This window comes from Geodermatophilus sp. CPCC 206100 (assembly GCF_048569675.1).
GTDB lineage: Bacteria > Actinomycetota > Actinomycetes > Mycobacteriales > Geodermatophilaceae > Geodermatophilus.
In genome coordinates, this window is the sequence record NZ_JAQISV010000043.1 from 15,743 (window position 1) to 35,733 (window position 19,991).

Annotated in this window: 23 protein-coding genes; 13 read left to right on the top strand and 10 right to left on the bottom strand. The window is 75.2% G+C overall.

Going from position 1 to position 19,991, the window contains the following annotated elements; genetic code table 11:
• Window positions 1-30 precede the first annotated feature (30 nt).
• From PGN05_RS18955 to PGN05_RS18965, 3 genes are read right to left on the bottom strand one after another with little or no spacing between them, the layout of a single operon-like run.
• Complete coding sequence (locus tag PGN05_RS18955) at window positions 31-756, bottom strand: DsbA family oxidoreductase (protein WP_419754123.1); 726 nt, start codon at window positions 754-756, stop codon at window positions 31-33.
• Window positions 753-1,757: a cation diffusion facilitator family transporter gene (locus PGN05_RS18960; RefSeq protein ID WP_419754124.1), complete on the bottom strand. Its 1,005-nt coding sequence runs from the start codon at window positions 1,755-1,757 to the stop codon at window positions 753-755. Before PGN05_RS18960 ends, PGN05_RS18955 begins: the two co-directional genes overlap by 4 nt.
• 53 nt (window positions 1,758-1,810) lie before the next feature.
• Complete coding sequence (locus PGN05_RS18965; RefSeq protein ID WP_419754125.1) at window positions 1,811-2,188, bottom strand: FKBP-type peptidyl-prolyl cis-trans isomerase; 378 nt, start codon at window positions 2,186-2,188, stop codon at window positions 1,811-1,813.
• Window positions 2,189-2,290: 102 nt separating this feature from the next.
• On the opposite strand from PGN05_RS18965, the gene PGN05_RS18970 reads away from it, so the two are divergent.
• Together PGN05_RS18970 and PGN05_RS18975 are read left to right on the top strand one after the other, a co-directional pair.
• Complete coding sequence (locus tag PGN05_RS18970) at window positions 2,291-2,692, top strand: VOC family protein (protein ID WP_419754126.1); 402 nt, start codon at window positions 2,291-2,293, stop codon at window positions 2,690-2,692.
• A 39-nt stretch (window positions 2,693-2,731) separates the two neighbouring features.
• Window positions 2,732-4,441: a glycoside hydrolase family 13 protein gene (locus PGN05_RS18975; protein WP_419754127.1), complete on the top strand. Its 1,710-nt coding sequence runs from the start codon at window positions 2,732-2,734 to the stop codon at window positions 4,439-4,441.
• A gap of 8 nt (window positions 4,442-4,449) precedes the next feature.
• Here PGN05_RS18975 and PGN05_RS18980 read toward each other — a convergent pair whose 3' ends face one another.
• Together PGN05_RS18980 and PGN05_RS18985 are read right to left on the bottom strand one after the other, a co-directional pair.
• Window positions 4,450-5,739, bottom strand: a complete 1,290-nt coding sequence (locus tag PGN05_RS18980) for an MFS transporter (RefSeq protein WP_419754128.1) — start codon at window positions 5,737-5,739, stop codon at window positions 4,450-4,452.
• Window positions 5,739-7,739 (bottom strand): acetoacetate--CoA ligase, encoded by a 2,001-nt coding sequence (locus tag PGN05_RS18985; RefSeq protein ID WP_419754129.1) that lies wholly within the window; start codon window positions 7,737-7,739, stop codon window positions 5,739-5,741. Before PGN05_RS18985 ends, PGN05_RS18980 begins: the two co-directional genes overlap by 1 nt.
• 62 nt (window positions 7,740-7,801) lie before the next feature.
• On the opposite strand from PGN05_RS18985, the gene PGN05_RS18990 reads away from it, so the two are divergent.
• The 5 genes from PGN05_RS18990 to PGN05_RS19010 all read left to right on the top strand — a co-directional run bounded on the left by PGN05_RS18990 (window position 7,802) and on the right by PGN05_RS19010 (window position 11,829).
• Entirely contained in the window at window positions 7,802-8,221 is a 420-nt protein-coding gene (locus PGN05_RS18990) for a DUF2237 family protein (RefSeq protein ID WP_419754130.1), read from the top strand.
• Window positions 8,218-8,712: a glutathione peroxidase gene (locus tag PGN05_RS18995; RefSeq protein ID WP_419754131.1), complete on the top strand. Its 495-nt coding sequence runs from the start codon at window positions 8,218-8,220 to the stop codon at window positions 8,710-8,712. The genes PGN05_RS18990 and PGN05_RS18995 overlap by 4 nt, the downstream gene beginning before the upstream one ends.
• Before the next feature lie 113 nt (window positions 8,713-8,825).
• Window positions 8,826-9,899 carry a FecCD family ABC transporter permease gene (locus PGN05_RS19000; RefSeq protein ID WP_419754132.1) on the top strand — a complete coding sequence of 358 codons (1,074 nt, stop codon included), beginning with the start codon at window positions 8,826-8,828 and terminating at the stop codon, window positions 9,897-9,899.
• Window positions 9,896-10,993 (top strand): FecCD family ABC transporter permease, encoded by a 1,098-nt coding sequence (locus PGN05_RS19005; protein WP_419754133.1) that lies wholly within the window; start codon window positions 9,896-9,898, stop codon window positions 10,991-10,993. The genes PGN05_RS19000 and PGN05_RS19005 overlap by 4 nt, the downstream gene beginning before the upstream one ends.
• On the top strand, window positions 10,990-11,829 hold the full coding sequence (locus PGN05_RS19010) for an ABC transporter ATP-binding protein (protein WP_419754134.1): 840 nt from the start codon (window positions 10,990-10,992) through the stop codon (window positions 11,827-11,829). The genes PGN05_RS19005 and PGN05_RS19010 overlap by 4 nt, the downstream gene beginning before the upstream one ends.
• 47 nt (window positions 11,830-11,876) lie before the next feature.
• On the opposite strand, the gene PGN05_RS19015 is transcribed toward PGN05_RS19010, so the two are convergent.
• Together PGN05_RS19015 and PGN05_RS19020 are read right to left on the bottom strand one after the other, a co-directional pair.
• Window positions 11,877-12,344 (bottom strand): hypothetical protein, encoded by a 468-nt coding sequence (locus tag PGN05_RS19015; RefSeq protein ID WP_419754135.1) that lies wholly within the window; start codon window positions 12,342-12,344, stop codon window positions 11,877-11,879.
• 66 nt (window positions 12,345-12,410) lie between these two features.
• Window positions 12,411-13,352: a siderophore-interacting protein gene (locus PGN05_RS19020; RefSeq protein WP_419754136.1), complete on the bottom strand. Its 942-nt coding sequence runs from the start codon at window positions 13,350-13,352 to the stop codon at window positions 12,411-12,413.
• Window positions 13,353-13,466: 114 nt separating this feature from the next.
• Here PGN05_RS19020 and PGN05_RS19025 point away from each other — a divergent pair, with 114 nt between their 5' ends.
• Window positions 13,467-14,471, top strand: coding sequence for an ABC transporter substrate-binding protein (locus tag PGN05_RS19025; protein WP_419754137.1), 1,005 nt, complete (start codon window positions 13,467-13,469; stop codon window positions 14,469-14,471).
• Window positions 14,472-14,496: 25 nt separating this feature from the next.
• Here the strand turns inward: PGN05_RS19025 and PGN05_RS19030 are convergent, their stop codons facing one another.
• From PGN05_RS19030 to PGN05_RS19040, 3 genes are read right to left on the bottom strand one after another with little or no spacing between them, the layout of a single operon-like run.
• Window positions 14,497-15,456, bottom strand: a complete 960-nt coding sequence (locus PGN05_RS19030; RefSeq protein WP_419754138.1) for an EamA family transporter — start codon at window positions 15,454-15,456, stop codon at window positions 14,497-14,499.
• Window positions 15,457-15,491: 35 nt separating this feature from the next.
• Complete coding sequence (locus tag PGN05_RS19035; RefSeq protein WP_419754139.1) at window positions 15,492-16,007, bottom strand: hypothetical protein; 516 nt, start codon at window positions 16,005-16,007, stop codon at window positions 15,492-15,494.
• The gene (locus PGN05_RS19040) at window positions 16,004-16,405 is read right to left on the bottom strand and encodes a VOC family protein (RefSeq protein ID WP_419754140.1); all 402 of its coding nucleotides are present in this window, start codon (window positions 16,403-16,405) and stop codon (window positions 16,004-16,006) included. Before PGN05_RS19040 ends, PGN05_RS19035 begins: the two co-directional genes overlap by 4 nt.
• Before the next feature lie 118 nt (window positions 16,406-16,523).
• Between PGN05_RS19040 and PGN05_RS19045 the strand changes: the two genes are divergently transcribed.
• The 5 genes from PGN05_RS19045 to PGN05_RS19065 all read left to right on the top strand — a co-directional run bounded on the left by PGN05_RS19045 (window position 16,524) and on the right by PGN05_RS19065 (window position 19,978).
• Complete coding sequence (locus tag PGN05_RS19045; protein WP_419754141.1) at window positions 16,524-16,892, top strand: hypothetical protein; 369 nt, start codon at window positions 16,524-16,526, stop codon at window positions 16,890-16,892.
• A gap of 38 nt (window positions 16,893-16,930) precedes the next feature.
• Complete coding sequence (locus tag PGN05_RS19050; RefSeq protein ID WP_419754142.1) at window positions 16,931-17,449, top strand: hypothetical protein; 519 nt, start codon at window positions 16,931-16,933, stop codon at window positions 17,447-17,449.
• Window positions 17,450-17,498: 49 nt separating this feature from the next.
• Window positions 17,499-18,404 (top strand): mechanosensitive ion channel family protein, encoded by a 906-nt coding sequence (locus tag PGN05_RS19055; protein WP_419754143.1) that lies wholly within the window; start codon window positions 17,499-17,501, stop codon window positions 18,402-18,404.
• Complete coding sequence (locus PGN05_RS19060; RefSeq protein ID WP_419754144.1) at window positions 18,401-18,919, top strand: hypothetical protein; 519 nt, start codon at window positions 18,401-18,403, stop codon at window positions 18,917-18,919. The genes PGN05_RS19055 and PGN05_RS19060 overlap by 4 nt, the downstream gene beginning before the upstream one ends.
• A gap of 114 nt (window positions 18,920-19,033) precedes the next feature.
• Window positions 19,034-19,978 carry an ABC transporter substrate-binding protein gene (locus PGN05_RS19065; RefSeq protein ID WP_419754145.1) on the top strand — a complete coding sequence of 315 codons (945 nt, stop codon included), beginning with the start codon at window positions 19,034-19,036 and terminating at the stop codon, window positions 19,976-19,978.
• Window positions 19,979-19,991: the final 13 nt, after the last annotated feature.

The window sequence follows — 19,991 nt, forward strand, 5'->3', positions numbered from 1 at the left end:
CCCTCACCCGTGCTGGTGAGGGGCCCTCGCTCACACCGCGCAGCTGTCGTCGGCGCAGCCCTCGGCGGCGGGGACCGTGACCAGCGGGTTGGCCTCGGCCCACGCCCGCTCCAGCAGCTGCAGGAGCAGGTCGGCCGGCTGCGCGCCGGCGGCTCCGTACTTCCGGTCGACGACGAAGAACGGGACGCCGGTCGCGCCGAGCGCCTGCGCCGTGCGGACGTCGGCGTGCACCGCGGGCCGGTACCGGGAGTCGCCGAGCGCCGCCCGCACCTCGGCCCCGTCGAGGCCGACCTCGACGGCGAGCGCGACGAGGGAGTCGACGTCGAAGACCGAGCGCGCCTCCTCGAAGTGGGCGTGCAGCAGCCGCTCCTTCACCCGCCCCTGGAGCCCGTGCTCGGCGGCGAGGTGGAGGAGCTCGTGGGCGAGCAGGGTGTTCCCGCTGGTGCCGTCGGCGAGGTCGTAGTGCAGGCCCTCCGCGGCCGCGGTCTCCTCGACGTGCCGCATCATCGCGCGCACGTCCTCGACGCTGCGGCCGTACTTGGCGGCCAGCGCGGGGAGCGTCGGGTGCGTCTCGCCCTCGGGGATCGACGGGTCGAGCTGGTAGGACCGCCACACGACCTCGACCTGGTCGCGGTGCGGGAACCGCTCCAGCGCGGTCTCCAGCCGGCGCTTGCCGATGTAGCACCACGGACAGACGACGTCGGACCACACCTCGATGCGCACGACCCCGGTCAACCGGGGCGGCAGCCGGGTCATTCCGGCCGGTGCACCTCCGCCCGCGCGCGGCCGTCGCCGGGGGTGGGGTCGAGGAACACGTACCGGACGCCCCCGTGCCGGGCCACCAGCCGGCGCTCGGCCTCGTCGGAGGCCCGCTCGACGTCGGCGACGGTCGCGGTGTCGGCGAAGTCCACCTTGGCCGAGACGATGAGCTGCCCGGGCCCGATGACCGTGGTGAGGAGGAAGGGGACGTCGGTGACCTGGTCGAGGGCGGCGATCTCCCGGCGCAGCTCCTCCTGGATCCGCGGGGAGACCGACTGGCCGATCAGCAGCGAGACGTTGGCCCGCGCCAGGGAGCCGGCGACCAGCAGCAGGAGGACGCCGATGAGGATGGCGGCGACGCCGTCCCACACCGGGTCGCCGGTGACCTGCTCGAGGACGAGCCCCAGCGCGGCCAGCACCAGGCCGACCAGGGCGGCGCTGTCCTCGAAGGTGACCGCCTTGATCGTGGTGTCGGACGTCTCGGCGAGGTAGCGGCGGGACGTCGTCCCCCACGTGCGCGCGGCGCCGCGGACCTGCCGGACCGCCTTGAGCCAGGACGCGCCCTCCAGCACGAAGGAGACGGCCAGGACGATGTAGGCGACCAGCGGATCGCCCTGCTCCTCGCCCTCGAGGATCGTCTCGATGCCCTGGTAGAAGGAGAACCCGGCGCCGAGGGTGAAGGTGGCCAGGCAGGCCAGCAGCGCCCAGAAGTAGGTCTCCCGCCCGTACCCGACCGGGTGGCGGGCGTCGGGTGCCTTGTTCCCGCGCTTGAGCGCGATGAACAGCAGGACCTCGGTGATCGTGTCGGCGACCGAGTGCGCCGCCTCGGACATCATGGCCGAGGAGTGGCTGATCAGGCCGCCGACGAGCTTGGCGATCGCGATGCCCAGGTTGGCCAGCCCGGCGACGACGACGGTGCCGGTGGACTCACCGCCGGTGTCGCCCTCGGTGGCCGCCTTCGCCAGGGCGTGCTCGGTGGTGGGTGCCGGTTGGGTCATGGCCGCACCAGTGCCCCACCGGGCCGCCCCTCAGTCGGCGGGGCGGCCGGGGGTCACCGCACGCCGACGAGGTCGACGACGAAGACCAGCGTGGCGCCGGGCCGGATGACGCCGCCGGCACCGCGCTCGCCGTACGCCTTGTGCGCGGGGATGGTCAGCCGGCGGCGGCCACCCACCCGCATGCCGGCGATGCCCTCGTCCCAGCCCTGGATGACCATGCCGACGCCGAGGCGGAACTCCAGCGGGTCGCCGCGGTCCCAGGAGGCGTCGAACTGCTCGCCGCCGTCGTGGGTGACGCCGACGTAGTGCGCGCTCACCAGTTTCCCGGCCTCGGCCTCCGGGCCGTCCCCGACGACCAGGTCCTCGACCACCAGGTCCTCGGGCGCGGGGCCGGTCGGCGGCTCGACGTCGGGGCGGGTCAGCTCGGCCATCGGTTCTCCTCGGGTGCTCCGGGTGCCGGGTCGGGCCCGACGGGTCGCTCCCATCCAAACAGCGGTTCCCCGGGGTCGCCGGTCGGGCTAGGTTCCGGCGGCGTGATCGACCACCTGGGACTGCAGACCGCCGACGCCGCGGCCGCCATCGCCTTCTACACCCGCGTCTTCGCCCCGATCGGCCTGCGCGAGGCCCTGCGCCACGAGACCCCCGCCGGTCCCGTCGTCGGGCTGGCCGGTCCCGACGGGCACCCGCAGCTGTGGCTGAGCCCGCTCGCCGAGGGCCGCGAGCGCCCCGTGCACCTGGCGCTGCGAGCGCCGTCCCGGGCGGCGGTGGACGAGGTCTTCGCGCTGGCGCGGGATGCCGGTGCGGAGGTGCTGCACGAGCCGCGGGTGTGGCCCGAGTACCACCCCGGCTACTACGGCGTCTTCTTCCGGGACCCCGACGGCAACAACGTGGAGGCGGTGCACCACAGCTCCCCCGCCGGACCGCCACAGGACTGATCGGGTGCGGGCACCGTCCGCCCGTGCTGGGCTGGGGCGGTGCCCGACCAGCAGCCCCCGTGGTGGACCCGCGCCGTCGTCTACCAGGTCTACCCGCGCTCGTTCATGGACTCCGACGGGGACGGCGTCGGCGACCTGGGCGGCGTGCTGCAGCGGCTGGACCACGTGGCCGAGCTGGGCGCCGACGTCGTCTGGCTCTCGCCGGTCTACCCCTCCCCGCAGGCCGACAACGGCTACGACATCAGCGACTACCAGGACGTCGACCCGCTGTTCGGCACCCTCGCGCAGCTGGACGAGCTGATCGCGGCGCTGCACGCGCGCGGGATGAAGCTGGTCATGGACCTCGTGGTCAACCACACCAGCGACGAGCACCCGTGGTTCGTCGAGTCCCGGTCCTCGCCGGACTCCCCCAAGCGGAACTGGTACTGGTGGCGGCCGCCGCGGGCGGGGATGGCGGCCGGCGCGCCCGGCGCGGAGCCCACCAACTGGCACTCGTTCTTCTCCGGGCCCACCTGGGCGCTCGACGAGGCCAGCGGCGAGTACTACCTGCACCTGTTCGACCGCAAGCAGCCGGACCTGAACTGGGAGAACCCCGAGGTCCGGCAGGCGGTGTACGCGATGATGCGGTGGTGGCTCGACCGCGGGGTCGACGGCTTCCGCATGGACGTCATCAACCTCGTCAGCAAGGACGTCGGCCCGGACGGCGAGCTGCACGACGGTCCTCCGCTGCCCGGCCTGCCCTACGGCGACGCGTCGGGGTCGGTCGTCTGCGGCCCGCGCATCCACGAGTTCCTGCAGGAGATGCACCGCGAGGTGTTCGCCGGCCGCCGCGAGCAGCTGCTGCTGGTCGGCGAGATGCCCGGCGTCACCGTGGCGGAGGCCCGGCTGTTCACCGACCCGGCGCGCGAGGAGGTGGACATGGTGTTCCAGTTCGAGCACGTCGGGCTGGACTTCGAGGGCTCCAAGTTCTCCCCGCGCCCGCTGCGGCTGACCGACCTCAAGGCCTCGTTCGGGCGCTGGCAGGCCGGGCTGGCCGACGCCGGCTGGAACTCCCTCTACTGGGACAACCACGACCAGCCGCGCGCGGTGTCGCGGTTCGGCGACGACTCCCCGCGGTACCGCCGCGACTCGGCCACCTGCCTGGCCACGCTGCTGCACCTGCACCGGGGGACGCCCTACGTCTACCAGGGCGAGGAGATCGGGATGGCCAACGCCCCGTTCGCCTCCCTCGACGACCTGCGCGACGTCGAGTCGCTCAACCACGTCGCGCAGGCGGTCGCGCACGGCGCGGACCCCGACACCGTGCTCGCCGCGATCCGGCGGATGGGCCGGGACAACGCCCGGACGCCGGTGCAGTGGGACGACTCCCCGAACGCCGGCTTCACCACCGGGACGCCGTGGATCGCGGTCAACCCCGACGCCACGGAGTGGAACGCCGCCGCCCAGCGGTGCGACCCGCACTCGGTGTTCGCCCACCACCAGCGGCTGATCGCCCTGCGGCACGGGTCGCCGGTGGTCGCGCTCGGCGACTTCACGATGCTCCTGCCCGAGCACGAGTCGGTGTACGCCTTCACCCGGGCGCTGGCCGGCGAGGTCCTGCTCGTGGTGTGCAACGTCAGCGGGCACGAGTACCGGCTCGCGGAGCTGCTGCCGGAGGGGGCCGGCGCCGAGCTGGTGCTGGGCAACCTGCCCGGGGCGGACCCCGCCGTCCTGCGCCCGTGGGAGGCGCGGGTGCTGCGGCTCAGCTGAGCGGAGTGTCAGAGCGCGGACGACGCCACCGCGTCCTGCCGGGGCCGCCGGTCCAGCGGGTGGGCGAGCTCGTCGGCGGGCAGCCGGGCGGCGAGGACGACGACCAGCGCCAGCACCGGCGGGACCAGCCCGGCGACGAGGAAGGTGGCGGAGAGCCCGATCAGCTCGCTGACCGGGCCGGCGAGCGCCATCGACAGCGGCATGAACGCCGTGGAGACGAAGAAGTCGAGGCTGGAGACGCGGCCGAGCAGTGCCGGGGGCACCCGCCGCTGGAGCAGCGTGCCCCAGATGACCATGCCGGCCTGCATGGTCCCCCCGGTGACCAGCCCCGCGACGATCATCACCGCGAGGTGCGTGGTGGTGCCGAAGACGACCAGCGGCACGCAGCCGAGTCCCCAGAGCAGGTTCATGACCGTGAGGTAGCGCCGCGGCAGCCGCAGCGACGCGACGGTCATCGACCCGACCGCACCGCCGAGGCCGAACGCGGCGAGCACCAGCGCGTGCTCGAACGGGCCGCCGCCGGCGCGGTCCTTGATGGCGAAGGGCGCCAGCACCTCGAACGGGCCGATCATCACCAGGATCATCAGCGAGGCGAACACCAGCGTGGCGAGCAGCCACGGCGTCCGCACCATGTAGGCGAAGCCCTCGCCCATGTCGGCGAACAGGCCGCGGACGGGGTGCGGCCGGACCCCCTCCCGGCGCACGGCGGTGGCCGGCAGGGCCGCGACGCAGACGGCGGCACCGAGGGCCGCGGCCCCGGTGACGGCGAGTGCCACCCCCGGGGAGGTCGCCGCGATCAGGCCGCCGGCCAGCGCCGGCCCGGTGGCCTGGTAGAGCACCGGTCGCATCGTCCCCTCGAGCCCGTTGGCCGCGAGCAGCTGGTCCTCGGGCAGCAGCGCGGGCACCAGCGCCGAGTAGGCCGGGTAGTAGAGGCCGTTGGCCAGGCCGCCGACCAGCGCGACGCCGGCCAGCTGCCACAGCGTCAGCGAGCCGGTCAGCGACAGCACCGCCAGCAGGGCGAGACCGGCGGTCTGCACCAGGGCGACCGCCAGCAGGATGTGCCGCTGGGGCACCCGGTCGGCCAGGGCGCCGCCGAGCAGGGTGCTGGCCAGCATGCCGCCGGCCTGGAGCCCGGTGGCCAGGGACAGCTCCGCCGGCCCGCCCTCCAGCGCGACGACCTGCCAGACGACGGCGACCGCGAACGTGCTGTTGGTGAGCAGCGAGAGCGCCAGCGACGCGGCCAGCAGCCGGTACCGGGGATGGCGCAGCGGGGCGAGCGCGCGGGGCAGCCCGGGCATCAGCGCACGCCGCGCTCCGCGGCCATCCGCACGTAGTGCTCCACCGCCGCCGGGTCGTCGACCGCGCCGACGTTGAGCGCCTTCGCCGGGTCGACGCCCTGGAACAGCCGCTTGAGCGGCACCTCCAGCCGCTTGCCGGTGCGGGTGTGCGGCACGCCCGGGACGGCGAGCACCTCGTCGGGCACGTGCCGGGGGCTGGCGTTCCGGCGGATCGCGTCCTTGATCCGGGCGACGAGCTCGTCGGTGAGCTCCTGCCCCTCCGCCATCGCGACGAACAGCGGCATCCAGTAGCCGCCGTCGCGCTGCTCGACGCCGAGGACGACGCAGTCGGCCACCTCGGGGATCGACTCGACGGCGGCGTAGATGTCGGCCGTCCCCATGCGCACGCCGCCGCGGTTGAGCGTGGAGTCCGAGCGGCCGGTGATCAGGCAGGTGCCGCGCTCGGTGACCTCCATCCAGTCCCCGTGCCGCCAGACCCCGGGCCAGGGCTCGAAGTAGGACTCCCGGTACCGGCGCCCGTCCGGGTCGTTCCAGAAGTACAGCGGCATCGTCGGCATGGGCTCGGTGATCACCAGCTCGCCCAGCTCGCCGACGACGGGCCGGCCCTGCTCGTCCCAGGAGGCGGCGGCCACCCCGAGCATCGGCCGCTGCAGCTCGCCCGCCGTCACCGGGAGGAGCGGCGAGCTGCCGACGAAGCCGGTGGCGACGTCCGTGCCCCCGGACAGGGACCCGAGGAAGACGTCGGGCTTGACCGCGTCGTAGACCCAGCCGAAGGCCGCGGCCGGCAGCGGCGACCCGGTCGAGCCCACGTACCGCAGCGCCGACAGGTCGTGGGTCTCCCCCGGCCGGAGCCCCGCCTTCTCGCAGGCGGTGAGGTAGCCCGCACTGGTGCCCAGATAGGTGAGCCCGGTCCGCGCGGCGAGGGCGAACTGCGCATCGAGCGACGGGTACGCGGGCGCCCCGTCATGGACGACCACCGTGGCGCCGAGCAGCAGCGCCGAGGTGGAGATGTTCCACATGATCCAGGCGGTGGAGGCGTACCAGTAGAAGCGGTCGCCGGGGCGCACGTCGCCGTGCAGCGCCAGCTGCTTGTGCTGCTCGAGGGTGATCCCGCCGTGGCCGTGCACGATGCCCTTGGGCAGGCCCGTGGTGCCCGAGGAGTAGACGATCCACAGCGGGGCGTCGAACGGCAGCGGCTCGAACTCCGGCTCCTGCGGCGCGGCCACGGCCTCGGCCCACGGCATCGCGCCCGCGGGCACCTCGTCGGGGAACAGCCGGGGGACGGCGACCGTCGTCCGCACGCTCGGCAGGGCGCTGCGCAGCTCGGTGACGACGTCGCGGCGGTCGTGGTCGCGGCCGTTGAAGCGGTACCCGTCGACGGCGACCAGCACGGTCGGTTCGATCTGGGCGAAGCGGTCGAGGACGGCGCGGGTGCCGAAGTCGGGGGCGCACGAGGACCACACCGCCCCGATCGCCGCCGTCCCGAGGAAGGCCACGACGGCCTCGGGGACGTTGGGCAGGTAGCCGGCCACCCGGTCGCCGCGCCGGACGCCGAGCCGCCGGAGGGTCGCGGCGAAGGCGCCGACCTGGCCGCGCAGCGTCGCCCAGCTGACCTCGACCGGCTCCCGGTCCTCCGCCACGGCGACCAGGGCGGGCGACCCGGCCGGGACCGTCCCGTCGGCTCCGGCCCGCAGCGCCTGCTCGGCGAGGTTGAGCGTCGCGTCCGGGAACCACTCGGCGCCCGGCATGGCGCGGCGGGGCAGGACCCGGTCGTCGGGGACGCCGGGCAGCACGCCGGACCAGCCGGCGACGTCGGCCCAGAACTGGTCCAGGTGCTCGACCGACCAGCGCCAGATCGTGTCGTAGTCCGGCGGGTCGCCCCAGCCGAGGCCGCGGCGCCGCTCCACCCAGCGCGCGAACTCCGCGAGGCGGGTCGCCCGCATCGACTCCGGGGTCGGGCGCCACAGGACCGGCGGCTCGGCCGGGGTGCTCCCACTCACACCAGCACCTTGCCACCGCCCGCCCCAGCGGGCAGGCCGTGCACCCCGCATCATGAGCACCGATGACCGGACCCGGAGCCGACGAACGCAACGTCCTCGGCGGACCGCTGGAGCCGTGCGGCACGGAGCCGATGACCGGCTTCTACCGCACCGGCGTCTGCAGCAGCGGGCCCGAGGACGTCGGCAGCCACACCGTCTGCACGGTGGTCTCCGCCGAGTTCCTGGCCCACCAGCGCGCGCTGGGCAACGACCTGACCACCGCGCGGCCCGAGTACGGCTTCCCCGGCCTGCGCCCGGGGGACCGCTGGTGCGTCGTCGCCGTCCGGTGGCTGCAGGCCGCCCAGGCCGGCGCGGCCGCCGGGGTCGTGCTGGCCGCGACCCACGCGCGGGCGCTGGAGGTCGTCCCGATCGAGACCCTGCGACAGCACGCCGTCGACGTCCCCGACGACATCAGCGGCCTGGACCACCGAGGAGAGACATGAGCGACCTGCTGGACCTGCCCGTCACCACGCTCCAGGGGGAGGAGACGACGCTGGGCGCGCTGACCGACCGCGGCGCGGCGCTGGTGGTCAACGTGGCCAGCCGCTGCGGCCTGACCCCGCAGTACACGCAGCTGGAGGCGCTGCAGCGCGAGTACGGCCCGCGCGGGTTCACCGTCGTCGGGGTGCCCTGCAACCAGTTCATGGGCCAGGAGCCGGGGACGGCGGAGGAGATCCAGAGCTTCTGCTCGACCACCTACGGCGTCACCTTCCCGATGACCGAGAAGGTGGAGGTCAACGGCCCCGGGGCGCACCCGCTGTTCCAGCGGCTGACCGACGCCCCGGACGCCACCGGGACGGCCGGCGACGTGCAGTGGAACTTCGAGAAGTGGCTGCTCGACGGGCAGGGCGAGGTGGTCGCCCGCTTCCGGCCGAAGACCCTGCCCGACGCCCCGGAGGTGCGGCAGGCGATCGAGTCGGTCCTCGCTCGGTAGCGGTCCGCACGGGGACGGCGCGGCTGAGGTGAGGCTAACCTCGCTGTGTCGCACGCCCGAGCTCGCTGTGCCGCGAGCCCGGCCTCGCCGTCCGCCCGCCCCTGGAGCCGCTCGTGTCCTCGTCGACCGACGCCGGTCCCGCGCCGGCCGGGACGACGGGCCCGCGGCGGCAGCCGGGGCTGCTGCGCGGCCGCGGCGGCCGGCTGACCGGCGTCCTCGTCCTGCTCGTGCTCGTCGTCGTCGCGGCGGGCCTGAGCATCGCGGTCGGCACCCGCAGCATCGGCCCGGGCACCGTCTGGCAGGCGCTCACCGACCGCGGCCTGGGCACCGAGGAGGCGGTGATCGTCCGCGAGCTGCGGCTGCCGCGGACCGCCCTCGGGCTGCTGGTCGGCCTCGCCCTCGGGGTCGCCGGCGCGCTCACCCAGGGGCACACCCGCAACCCGCTGGGGGACCCCGGCCTGCTCGGGGTCACCGCAGGCGCCTCCCTGGGCGTCGTCCTGGCCATCTGGCTGTTCGGCATCGGCACCCCCGCCGGCTACGTGTGGTTCGCGTTCGCCGGCGCGCTGGTCGGCACCGTGCTGGTGTTCGCGCTGGGGTCCGTCGGCCGCGGCGGGGCCACCCCGGTCACCCTCGCCCTGGCCGGCGCCGCCCTCTCCGCGCTGCTCTACGCGCTGGTCCGGGCGATCCTGGTGACCGACACCGACAGCCTCGACAGCTTCCGCTTCTGGGTGGTCGGGGCGCTGGCCGGCCGCGGCGCCGACATCGCCTGGCAGGTCGCTCCCTTCATCGCCGCCGGCCTGCTGCTGGCCCTGCTCAACGCCCCCGCCCTGGACCTGCTCGGCCTCGGCGAGGACGTCGCCCGGGGCCTGGGCCAGCGGGTCTGGCTGGCCCGGCTGGTCGGCCTGGCCTCGGTCACCCTGCTCTGCGGCGCGGCCACCGCGGCCTGCGGCCCGATCGCGTTCGTCGGGCTGGTGGTCCCGCACGTCGTCCGGGCCTTCACCGGTCCCGCCCACCGCTGGCTGGTCCCGTGCTCCGGCCTGCTCGGCGCGGCGTTCCTGCTGCTCGCCGACGTGCTCGGCCGGGTCGTCGCGCGGCCCGGCGAGCTGCAGGTCGGCATCGTGCTCGCGCTCGTGGGGGCGCCGTTCTTCATCGCGCTGATCCGCCGCCGGAAGCTGGCCGGCCCGTGACCGAGCTCGCGGACCGGCCGAGGGCGACCATGCGGGTGCGGCAACCGGGCGAGACCGTCGTCCGCGTCGGGCCCGTCTCGGGGCGGGTCCGGTGGCGGCAGCTGGCGGTGCCGCTCGTCGCCGCGATCGTCGTCGTCCTCCTCGGCGCGGTGGGCCTGGGCCGGGGCGACTTCCCGATCGGCGTGGGCGACGTCCTCCGGACCCTGGCCGGCCTCGGCGAGCAGAGCCAGGAGTTCATCGTCCTGGAGCTGCGCGCCCCGCGGATCGTGGTCGGCGCGCTCGTCGGGATCGCGTTCGGCCTCGCCGGCGCCCTCTTCCAGACCTTCGCCCGCAACCCGCTGGCCTCCCCCGACATCCTCGGCATCACCCAGGGCGCCTCGGTCGGCGCGGTGGCGGCCATCGTCCTCGGGGGGACGTCGGGCGCGGCCGGCCTCCTCGGCGGCCTGGGGGTCCCGCTCGCCGCGATGCTCGGCGCGCTCGCGTTCGGCGCGTTGCTGTTCGTGCTGGCCTGGCGGCGCGGGGTCGACGGCTACCGGCTGGTCCTCGTCGGGATCGCGCTGTGGGCGGTCGCCGCCGCGCTCACCGACTGGCTGCTCACCCGGGCGGAGGTCTTCGACGCGGCCGCCGCCTACGTCTGGATCACCGGCTCGCTCAACGCCCGCACCTGGGACCAGGCCGTCCCCCTGGCCCTGGCGCTGGCCGTGCTGGTCCCCCTCGCGCTGGCCGCCAGCCGCGCCCTCGGCGTCCTCCAGTTCGGCGACGACACCGCGCGCGGGCTCGGCGTCCGGCTCAGCCTCGCCCAGGCCGCGGTCGTGCTCGTGGCGGTCGCGCTCACCGCCTCCGCCGTCGCGGCCGCGGGCCCGATCTCCTACGTCGCGCTCGTCGTCCCGCAGATCGCCGTCCGGCTCACCGGCGGGTCGCGGCCGCCGCTGGTCGCCTCCGGCCTGCTCGGCGCCGCGCTGGTGGTCGGCGCGGACCTGCTCACGCGCACCGTGCTGCCCGAGGCCCTGCCGGTCGGCATCCTCACCGCCCTCGTCGGCGCCCCCTACCTGCTCTGGCTCCTCGTCCGCGGAAGGCGGCGATCCACGCTGTGACGACCCCCGCTGCGACCTCCACGCTGCACCCGCCGACCCCGGCGGACGGACCGGTCCGCCTCGCCGCCGAGTCGGTCAGCCTGGCCTACGACGAGCGCGTCGTCGTCCGCGACCTGGACCTCCAGCTCACCGACGGCTCCTTCACCGCGATCGTCGGGCCCAACGGCTGCGGCAAGTCCACGCTGCTGCGCGCCCTCGGCCGGCTGCTGCGGCCCGCCCAGGGCCAGGTACTGCTGGACGGCCGGGCCATCACCCGGACGCCGACCCGCGAGGTGGCCAAGGTGCTGGGTCTGCTGCCGCAGACGCCGGTCGCGCCGGAGGGGCTCACCGTCGGGGACCTCGTCGCGCGCGGCCGGCACCCGCACCAGACGTGGCTCAAGCAGTGGTCGAGCGGGGACGAGGCCGCCGTCGCCGAGGCCCTGGCGTGGACCGACATGTCCGAGCTGGCCGACCGCCCCGTCGACGCGCTCTCCGGCGGCCAACGGCAGCGCGCCTGGATCTCGATGGCGCTCGCGCAGGGCACCGACCTGCTGCTGCTGGACGAGCCGACGACCTACCTGGACCTGTCCCACCAGATCGACGTCCTGGAGCTGGTCCAGCGGCTGCACACCGAGCGCGGTCGGACCGTCGTGGTGGTGCTGCACGACCTCAACCTCGCGGCGCGCTACGCCCAGCGGCTGGTGGCCATGAAGGACGGCGTCCTCGTCGCCTCCGGCGCCCCGGCCGAGGTGCTCACCGAGCAGCTGCTGGCCGATGTCTTCGACCTGGAGGCGCGGATCGTGCCGGACCCGGTCGCCGGGACGCCGATGGTGGTGCCGGTCCGCCGCCTGCGCTGAGCCTCCCCGGCCCCGGCGATCGTGGCCCGGCCGGACACACCCCCGTCCTACACGTCGATGCGCTCGTAGGTCAGCTGCAGGTCGTCCTCCCAGGGGCCGCCCTCGTGCGACATGGTCCCCGTGCCGTCGAGCCGGCTGCCGTCGTCGGCGACGGTGAGGACCATGCGCTGGGCGAACCCCGCCTCATCGCGGTGCCACGACACCTCGCCGTCGCCCACCTCGACGGTGTACCGGCGGGAGGTGTCCCGCTCGTCGAAGTAGATCATCGTGAGCGTGCCGGCGGCGTCGTCCGAGCCGATCACGGCCACGGCGCTGGGGATCCCCGGCTCGTCGATCTCGGAGCGCATCAGGACGAAGGCACCGCCCTCGTGCCACGCGAAGGACGTGCGGCCGTGGAAGGTCGTCCCCGGCACCAGCGGGTGCGTCCCGGTCGTGCGCCAGTCGCCCAGCACCGGCGCCAGCGGTTCGAGTGCCGGGTTGGGTCGCTGCGCTTCGGGACCGATCGGTGTCGTCATCCGCAGGATGGTCCCAGCCCGCGCAGCCCGTGGGCCCTCGTTCCCCTCGGGGAGCGGGGCCGCCTGTCAGCCGGCGACGCCGTCCCGCCAGTAGCCCATGAAGGCGACCGCGCCGCGCGGCACGCCCAGGTCGCCCACCAGGCGGCGGCGCAGCTGCTTCACGACGGCGGCCTCGCCGGCCAGCCAGGCGTAGAACCCCGCGGCCGCGTCCGCGTCGGGGACCTCCCAGAGCGGCTCGCGGTCGAGGTCCAGGTCGACGTAGTCGGCACCCGCCCGCGCGACGGACGGCGTCGCGATGCCCAGCTCGCACAGCGCCGCGTGCACCGCGGGCACCAGCAGCGACCCGCGGGCGGCGCCCTCCCGGGGCAGCCAGCGCACCGTCGTCCCGGGCGGGAGCGCCAGGTCGACCACGTCCCCGGCCTCGGGCACCTCCAGCAGCGCGGTCACCGTCCGCGCCGCGGCGGGGAGCGCCTCGACGATCGCGCAGACGGCGGGCACGGCGGTCTCGTCGCCGGCCAGCAGCAGCGTGCGGGCCGCGGCGGGCGGCGCCCACTCCACGCCCCACATCCGGCCGCGACCGGGCCGGTCGGGGCCCAGCAGCACGACGCGGTCCCCCGGGACGGCCGCCGCCGCCCAGCGGGCCGCCGGCCCGGCGTGCCCGTCGGCCACCCCGTGCAGGACGAGGTCGACGTCGATCTCGGCGAGCTCCGGCCGGGCCGCGCGCACCGTGTAGGTGCGGATGTCGGGCCGCAGCTCCTCCGGCATCGCGCAGTACTCGGGGTACCAGGCGGAGCCGCGGTCGACGAGCCGCCGCATCCCGGCCGGGTCCCGCGGGAGCACGAGCTTGAACCGCTGGTCGTCGCCGGCCAGGCCGAAGCCGGCGAGCCCGGGGCCGGTGAACGTGATGCGCACGAAGCTCGGCCCGAGTCGGCGGACACCGGCGACGGTGGCGTCGAAGAACTGCCACTCGGGAGCGGTGACGGCCTCCGGCTGCGCGGCGAGGGTCATGCGGCGGCTCCGAACTCCCGGCGGGCCGGCCCTTGCGCCACCCGAGTAAGGCAAGGCTAACCTGATGCCCCTCGTCAGGGGAACACCCCTGCACCCACCTGCGAGGAGAACCCGGTGCACCGCACGCCGCGCCGCCTGATCGGCGCCTCCCTCACCCTCGCCGCGGTCCTCGCGGCCGCCGGCTGCGCCGACGACGGCGGCGCGCAGGCCGGCAGCGGCGCCTCGGGGGAGGGCGGCTGGGAGTTCACCGACGACCTGGGGAACACCGTCGAGCTCGACGCGGCTCCGACGCGGGTCGCCGGGCTCAACGACGTCGTCGCCTCGCTGTGGAACTACGGCATCGAGCCGGTCGCCGCCTTCGGTCAGACCTCCGCGGCGGACGACGTCGCCTTCGACGGCAAGGACCTCGGCGACCTGGCGATCGTCGGCGAGAGCTACGGGCAGATCGACCTGGAGCAGCTGGCCGCCGCCGACCCCGACGTCATCGTCACCTCGGTCTACCCGACCGACTCCTCGGGCGCCCTGGACGAGACGCAGCCGCTCTACGGCTTCGAGTCGCTCGAGCAGCAGGAGCAGGTCGCGCGGATCGCTCCCGTCGTCGCGATCGCCTACCGCGGCTCGGCCGCCGACGTCATCGAGCGCACCGTCGAGCTGGCCGGGTCGCTCGGCGCGGACGACGCCGTCGTCGACGCGGCCCGCGAGGACTTCGAGGCGGCCTCCGCCGCGCTCACCGAGGCCGCCGCGGGCGGCGTCACCGTGCTCCCGGTGTACGCCACCGTCGCCGACGGCTGGTGGATGGCCAAGGCGCCCGACGACCCCCAGCTGCGGCTCTACCAGGACCTCGGGGTCCAGTTCGTCGACCCGGGCGGCGACGGCTACTTCTGGCAGACCGTCGGGTGGGAGGAGGTGCCCAGCCACCCCAGCGACGTCCTGCTCTACTCCCTGCGGTTCAGCATGACGCCGGAGGAGATCGCCGCCCAGCCGACCGCGGCGCTGCTCCCCGCGGTGCAGGCCGGCCAGCTGTACCCGTGGAAGTACATCGGCATGGACCACGCCGCCCAGGCCGCCTACATGCAGGAGCTCGCCGGCTACCTCGACGGGGCGCGGAAGCTCACCTGAGCGAGCGGACCCCGGCCCGGCCGGGTCAGGTCGGGACCACGGTCTCCGGCAGCGGCGCGGGCGACGCGGCCGCCGGCGTCGCCCGCGCCGTCTGCGCCAGACCGATGCCCACGAGGACGACGAAGCCGCCGAGCACCTGCCAGCCGCTGAGCACCTGCTCGACCCAGAGCCACGCGACGACCGAGGCGAACACCGGCTCCACCGTCGCGACCAGCCCGGCCGTCGTCGGGTGCAGGTGGCGCAGCGCCCCGAGCGACAGCCAGAACGGCACCATCGCGCCGAGGACGACGATCCAGGCGACCAGCACCCACAGCGGCAGCTCCAGCGCCCCGATGGACACCGGCACCCGCTCGCCGAGCACCGGGGCGTCGAAGTCCCACCAGGGGGCGGCCACCGACCAGAACACCCCGGCCGCCACGAAGCTCCAGCAGGTCAGCGCCACCGGGTCGCGGGTTCCCGTGCCGCGCTCGCCCATCAGGTAGTACGTGGCCAGGCACACCGCGGCCGCCAGCGCCGCGGCCACCCCCAGCGGGTCCAGCGACCCACCGCCGCGCCAGACCTCGGCGACGAAGACCAGCCCCGACAGGGACAGCAGCAGCGCCGCCCACAGGCGCCGGCGCACCCGCTCGCCGCGCACCAGCCAGACGTAGAGCGCGATCAGCACCGGAGCGGTCATCTCGAAGACCAGCGCGATCCCGACCGGCAGCCGCCCGATCGCCACGTAGTAGAGGAACTGCGTCAGGGCGACACCGACCACCCCGAAGACGGCCAGGAACGGGACCTCGCGCCAGGTGACGCGCAGCCGCCACGGGGAGGCCAGCGCCAGGACGACGAGCAGCCCGACCGCCGCCCCGGCGCAGCGCAGCGCGGTCAGCCGGGTGGGCGCGAGCCCGGCCTGCAGCGCCAGCGTGGACACGGTGCCGTTGACGGCGAAGAAGACCGCGGCGGCGATCGTGGCGGCGTATCCGAGAGCGGGCCGGGGCACGCGAGCAATGTAGTCCCCGTAACCGGCTGTGCCACCTACGGGGCGGGGACCCGACGCGCGGCGAAGCGCTGCCGCACCCGGGGACCGGCGCCCTCGTCCTCCTCGGCCCGCCAGCGGAAGGAGTCGGCGCCCAGCTCGGAGAAGACCCAGCGCAGCCGGGTGCCCTCGCGCTCCCCCTCGAGGACCAGCCCGTCCGGCGCCGGCCGGGCGGTGAACGGGATGACCCAGCCCCGCGCCGGACCCAGCCACGTCGACCGGTAGCGGCCCAGCGCCTCGTCCCAGAACCGGAGGCTCATCCCCCACTCGCCGTCCGGCGCGCCCTCGGCGCGGGCGGCCCGGGAGGGGCTGATCCACACGTCGGCCAGCGCCCGCCCGTCCAGCGCCCAGCCGAAGTGCCACTCACCGTCACGCTCGGTCTCGGTGCCGTCGGCCGCGACGTCGGTGACCCGGAGCTGCCAGCTGCCGACCAGCGGGGCGAACACCGCCAGCCGGTCGGCCAGCTCCGGGCGGGGCGCCGCGGCCGGGAAGACCTCCGCCAGCGGGCCGGTCACTGCACCGCGGCCGGGTCCATCCACATGGGCTCCCAGACGTGCCCGTCGGGGTCGGCGAAGCTGGCGCCGTACATGAAGCCGTGGTCCTGGGGCGGCAGCCAGGGCTTCCCGCCGTGCGCGAGGGCGCGGGAGACCAGCTGGTCGACCTCCTCGCGGCTGCTGCAGGAGAGCGCCGTCAGCGCCGTCGGGGCCTGTGCCGGGTCGCCCACCTGGCCGCCCGGGACGAAGTCGGCGAAGCGGTCCCGGCTCAGCAGCATGACGACGATGTTCTCGTCGACGACGACCGAGGTCGTCCGCTCGTCGGAGAACTGCTCGTTGAAGGAGAAGCCGAGCCCGGCGTAGAAGGCCCGCGCCGTCTCGATGTCCCGCACCGCCAGGTTGAGGAAGACCTTGCGCACGTCGTGCTCCCGTTCGTCCGCGGGGCCCGGCCGGCCCCGTCGCAGGTAGGACGGGCGATCCCCCGGGAACTCATCGCCCGGCTGCAGCGGCCCGGGACCGGCAGGGACCATGGACGGCGTGACCGAGCCCCGACCCCCGTGGTCGACCCGCCGCCGTCGGCTGCTGGCCGGGCTCGCCGTCGGCGTCGTCCTCGGCCTGCTCGGCTCGGCGGCCCTCCCGGCGGAGTACGGCGTGACGGCGCTGTTCCTCGCCGGGCTCTGCGGCTTCCTGCTGGTCGTGGCGCTGGTCGTCTTCCTCGTCGTCCCGGGGCCGGACACGCTGGCCGAGCTGCTGCGCACCCCGCCGCTGGCCGGGGCGGTCCTCGTCGTGTCGGTGCTGCTCGTGCTGTCCAACCCGGCCGGCGAGCTGCGCCTGCTGTGGATCGTCGCGGCGGTCGCGGCCGCGGCGTGGACCGCGTTCGCCGTCTGGGCCACCCGGCACTCCTGAGCGAGGGCGCCCGGCTGCCCGACGGCAGACTGCGGGACATGGAGCTCCCCGCAGCGCTGTACGAGCCGGTCGACGGCGGCTACCGGGCCACCGCGCTGACCATCGGCCCGTGGGACCCCGGACTGCAGCACGCCGGCCCGCCCGCCGCGCTGCTGGCCCGCGAGGCGGAGCGGTCCACCGGGATCCCGGACGGGCAGTTCCGGGCCCTGGAGTGGCGGTTCGCGCGCGGCTCGTTCAACGCGCCCGGCCCGGCGGCGGCCTGGACCCGGACCCGGTGCGCCCTCGTGGCCGGCGAGCCGATGACGCCGCTGCAGCACCTGCTGGTCATGACCGACGCCGCCAGCGGCATCTCCGCCGTCCTGGACTGGACCCGGGCGAGCTTCGCCAACGTCGACCTGAGCGTCGCACTGACCCGGCCGCCGGCCGGGGAGTGGCTGGGGGTGGACGCCGCGACGACGATCGGCCCGGCGGGCGCCGGCCAGTGCTTCGCCGACCTCCACGACGCCCGCGGGCGGGTGGGCCGCTCCACGCAGTCGCTGTTCGTCGAGCTCCGGTGACGGGGGCCGCGCTGGCACCGCGGACGGCGGCCGGGGAGGCTGGGGACCGATGGATGCGCTGACCACACTGCTCGACTGGCTCGCCGGCCGCGGGCTGGAGATCGTCCTCATCATCATCGGCTCGGTGCTGCTGGCCCGGTTCGTCGCCTGGGTGGGCCTGAAGATCACCGACCGCATCGACGCGGAGGCCACCGGCGGCGACGCCCTCGTCCGCTCCGAGGCGGCCAAGCACCGGCACTCGCTGACCCAGGTGCTCACCTGGACGCTGATCGTGCTCATCTACGCGATCGCGGTCTTCTTCGTCCTCGACCGGGCCGGCATCCCCATCGGCGGGCTGGTCGCGCCGGCGACCGTGCTCGGCGTCGGCCTCGGCTTCGGAGCCCAGCGGATCGTCGGCGACGTCCTGGCCGGGTTCTTCATCATCACCGAGCGGCAGTACGGCTTCGGGGACGTCGTCTCCATCCAGGTGGTCGGCGGCGGGGACCCGGCCACCGGCACCATCGAGGACGTCACCCTGCGGGTCACCCGGCTGCGCTCCCCCGACGGCGAGGTCGTCACGCTGCCCAACGGGCAGATCGTCAAGGTGGTCAACCTCTCCCGCGACTGGGCCCGCGCCGTCATCGACGTCCCGGTGCCGACGACGACGGACGTCAACCGGGTCAACGAGGTCCTCCGCGAGGTCGGCGCCGACGCCTTCCGGGACGAGCGGATGCGGCCGCTGCTGCTCGACCCGCCCAGCGTCATGGGCGTGGAGACCCTCGACCTCGAGCAGGTGAACGTCCGCATGGTGGCCCGCACGCTGCCGGGCAAGCAGTTCGACGTCGGCCGCGACCTGCGCGCCCGCATCGTGCTCGCGTTCCACCGCGCCGGCCTGAACCTGCCGCCGCCGACGTCCCCCGTGCCGACCGGGGACGCCGAGGACGCCGGAGCCCGCGCCGGGGACGGCGCCCGGTGACCGGCCCCGAGAGCAACCCGCCGACCCGGGAGATCCCGGCGACGTCCCCGACGACGCCCTCGGTGAGCACCGCCCCGCCGGCCGGCGCCGAGCGGCGCCGGCGGTGGTGGTCGTTCGTGCCGCACCACCTGGGCCGGGCCCGCACCTCGACCCTGGTCCTCGCCGTCCTCTTCGTCGGGCTGCTGTCGCTCTACCTCACCGTCCGCCCGGACGTGACCGCGGTCGGCACCACCGTCCCGGTCGAGGAGACCGCCCCGGCGCCCGTGGTGCCGCTGCCGGTCGAGCCCGAGCCGACCGAGCCGACCGAGCCGGCACCGACGACCCAGCCCGCGCCGACGACGACCCCGACGCCGCCCGCCGGGACGACGACCAGCGCCCCGGCGGAGCAGACCACCGACGCCCCGACCGGGGAGCCCACCGGCTCCGGGCCCCCGACGAGCAGCGCCCCGGTGGAGCCCGGGACACCGGCTCCCGAACCCGGCAGCCCGGCCACTCCCGCCACGCCGACGCCGTGACGGGGGCCACGACCGCACACGGGCGGGGGACTCGGCGCGCCAGGCAGGCTCCCCGCAGGGCAAGATCGTGCACCCCGCACCTCTGATCACGAGGCGCAGCTGGAGGGAGAGCTCGTGTCCAACCGTTCCCTGACCCGGCCGGGCCGGGCCGCCGCCGCGACCGTCGCCGGCCTCACCCTGGTCCTCGCCGGCTGCGGGGAGGACTCCGGCGGCGACGCCGGTGGCAGTGGCGGCGGCGGTGGGGCGGCGGCCACCAGCGAGCCGCTGCCCAGCGTCGAGGCCGACGACGCGCTGGCCGCCCTGGTGCCCGCCGACGTCGCCGAGGACGGCGCCCTCACCGTGGGCAGCGACACCAGCTACGCGCCGAGCGAGTTCCTCGCCGAGGACGGCGAGACGATCGTCGGCTTCGACGTCGACCTGTTCACCCTCGTCGCGCAGAAGCTCGGGCTGGAGGCGCAGTTCCAGACCGCCTCGTTCGACTCGATCATCGCGGGCGTGGGCTCGGGCCGGTACGAGGTCGGGGTCTCCTCGTTCACGATCAACGCCGAGCGCCTGCAGGAGGTGAACATGGTCAGCTACTACTCGGCCGGCACCCAGTGGGCCACCAAGGCGGGCAACCCCGACGGCGTCGACCCGGACGAGGCCTGCGGCCTGACCATCGCCGTCCAGCAGGGCACCGTGCAGCTCGACGACGTCACCGCCCGCTCCCAGGCGTGCGAGTCCGCCGGGCAGGACCCGATCACGATCAACCAGTACGAGCTGCAGAGCGACGCGACCGCCGCGATCGTCTCGGGCGCCGCCGCCGCCGGCCTGGCCGACTCCCCGGTGATGGCCTACGCCGTCCAGCAGACCGGTGGCCAGCTGGAGCTGCTCGGCGACATCTACGACGCCGCGCCCTACGGCTACGTCATCCCCCAGGACCAGGCCGAGTTCGCCCAGGCCGTCGCCGACGCCGTCCGGGCCCTGATCGACGACGGCACCTACGCCGAGGTCCTCGAGCGCTGGGGCGTGGAGGACGGCGCCATCGACGACCCGACGGTGAACCCCACCGTCGGTTGACCGGAGCCCCCAG

Excerpts from the sequence above, each read along its gene's own strand:
- PGN05_RS18955 (WP_419754123.1), bottom strand. The coding sequence starts at position 756 with ATGACCCGGCTGCCGCCCCGGTTGACCGGGGTCGTGCGCATCGAGGTG.
- PGN05_RS18960 (WP_419754124.1), bottom strand. The coding sequence starts at position 1,757 with ATGACCCAACCGGCACCCACCACCGAGCACGCCCTGGCGAAGGCGGCC.
- PGN05_RS18965 (WP_419754125.1), bottom strand. The coding sequence starts at position 2,188 with ATGGCCGAGCTGACCCGCCCCGACGTCGAGCCGCCGACCGGCCCCGCG.
- PGN05_RS18980 (WP_419754128.1), bottom strand. The coding sequence starts at position 5,739 with ATGCCCGGGCTGCCCCGCGCGCTCGCCCCGCTGCGCCATCCCCGGTAC.
- PGN05_RS18990 (WP_419754130.1), top strand. The coding sequence starts at position 7,802 with ATGACCGGACCCGGAGCCGACGAACGCAACGTCCTCGGCGGACCGCTG.
- PGN05_RS18995 (WP_419754131.1), top strand. The coding sequence starts at position 8,218 with ATGAGCGACCTGCTGGACCTGCCCGTCACCACGCTCCAGGGGGAGGAG.
- PGN05_RS19015 (WP_419754135.1), bottom strand. The coding sequence starts at position 12,344 with ATGACGACACCGATCGGTCCCGAAGCGCAGCGACCCAACCCGGCACTC.
- PGN05_RS19020 (WP_419754136.1), bottom strand. The coding sequence starts at position 13,352 with ATGACCCTCGCCGCGCAGCCGGAGGCCGTCACCGCTCCCGAGTGGCAG.
- PGN05_RS19050 (WP_419754142.1), top strand. The coding sequence starts at position 16,931 with ATGGAGCTCCCCGCAGCGCTGTACGAGCCGGTCGACGGCGGCTACCGG.
- PGN05_RS19055 (WP_419754143.1), top strand. The coding sequence starts at position 17,499 with ATGGATGCGCTGACCACACTGCTCGACTGGCTCGCCGGCCGCGGGCTG.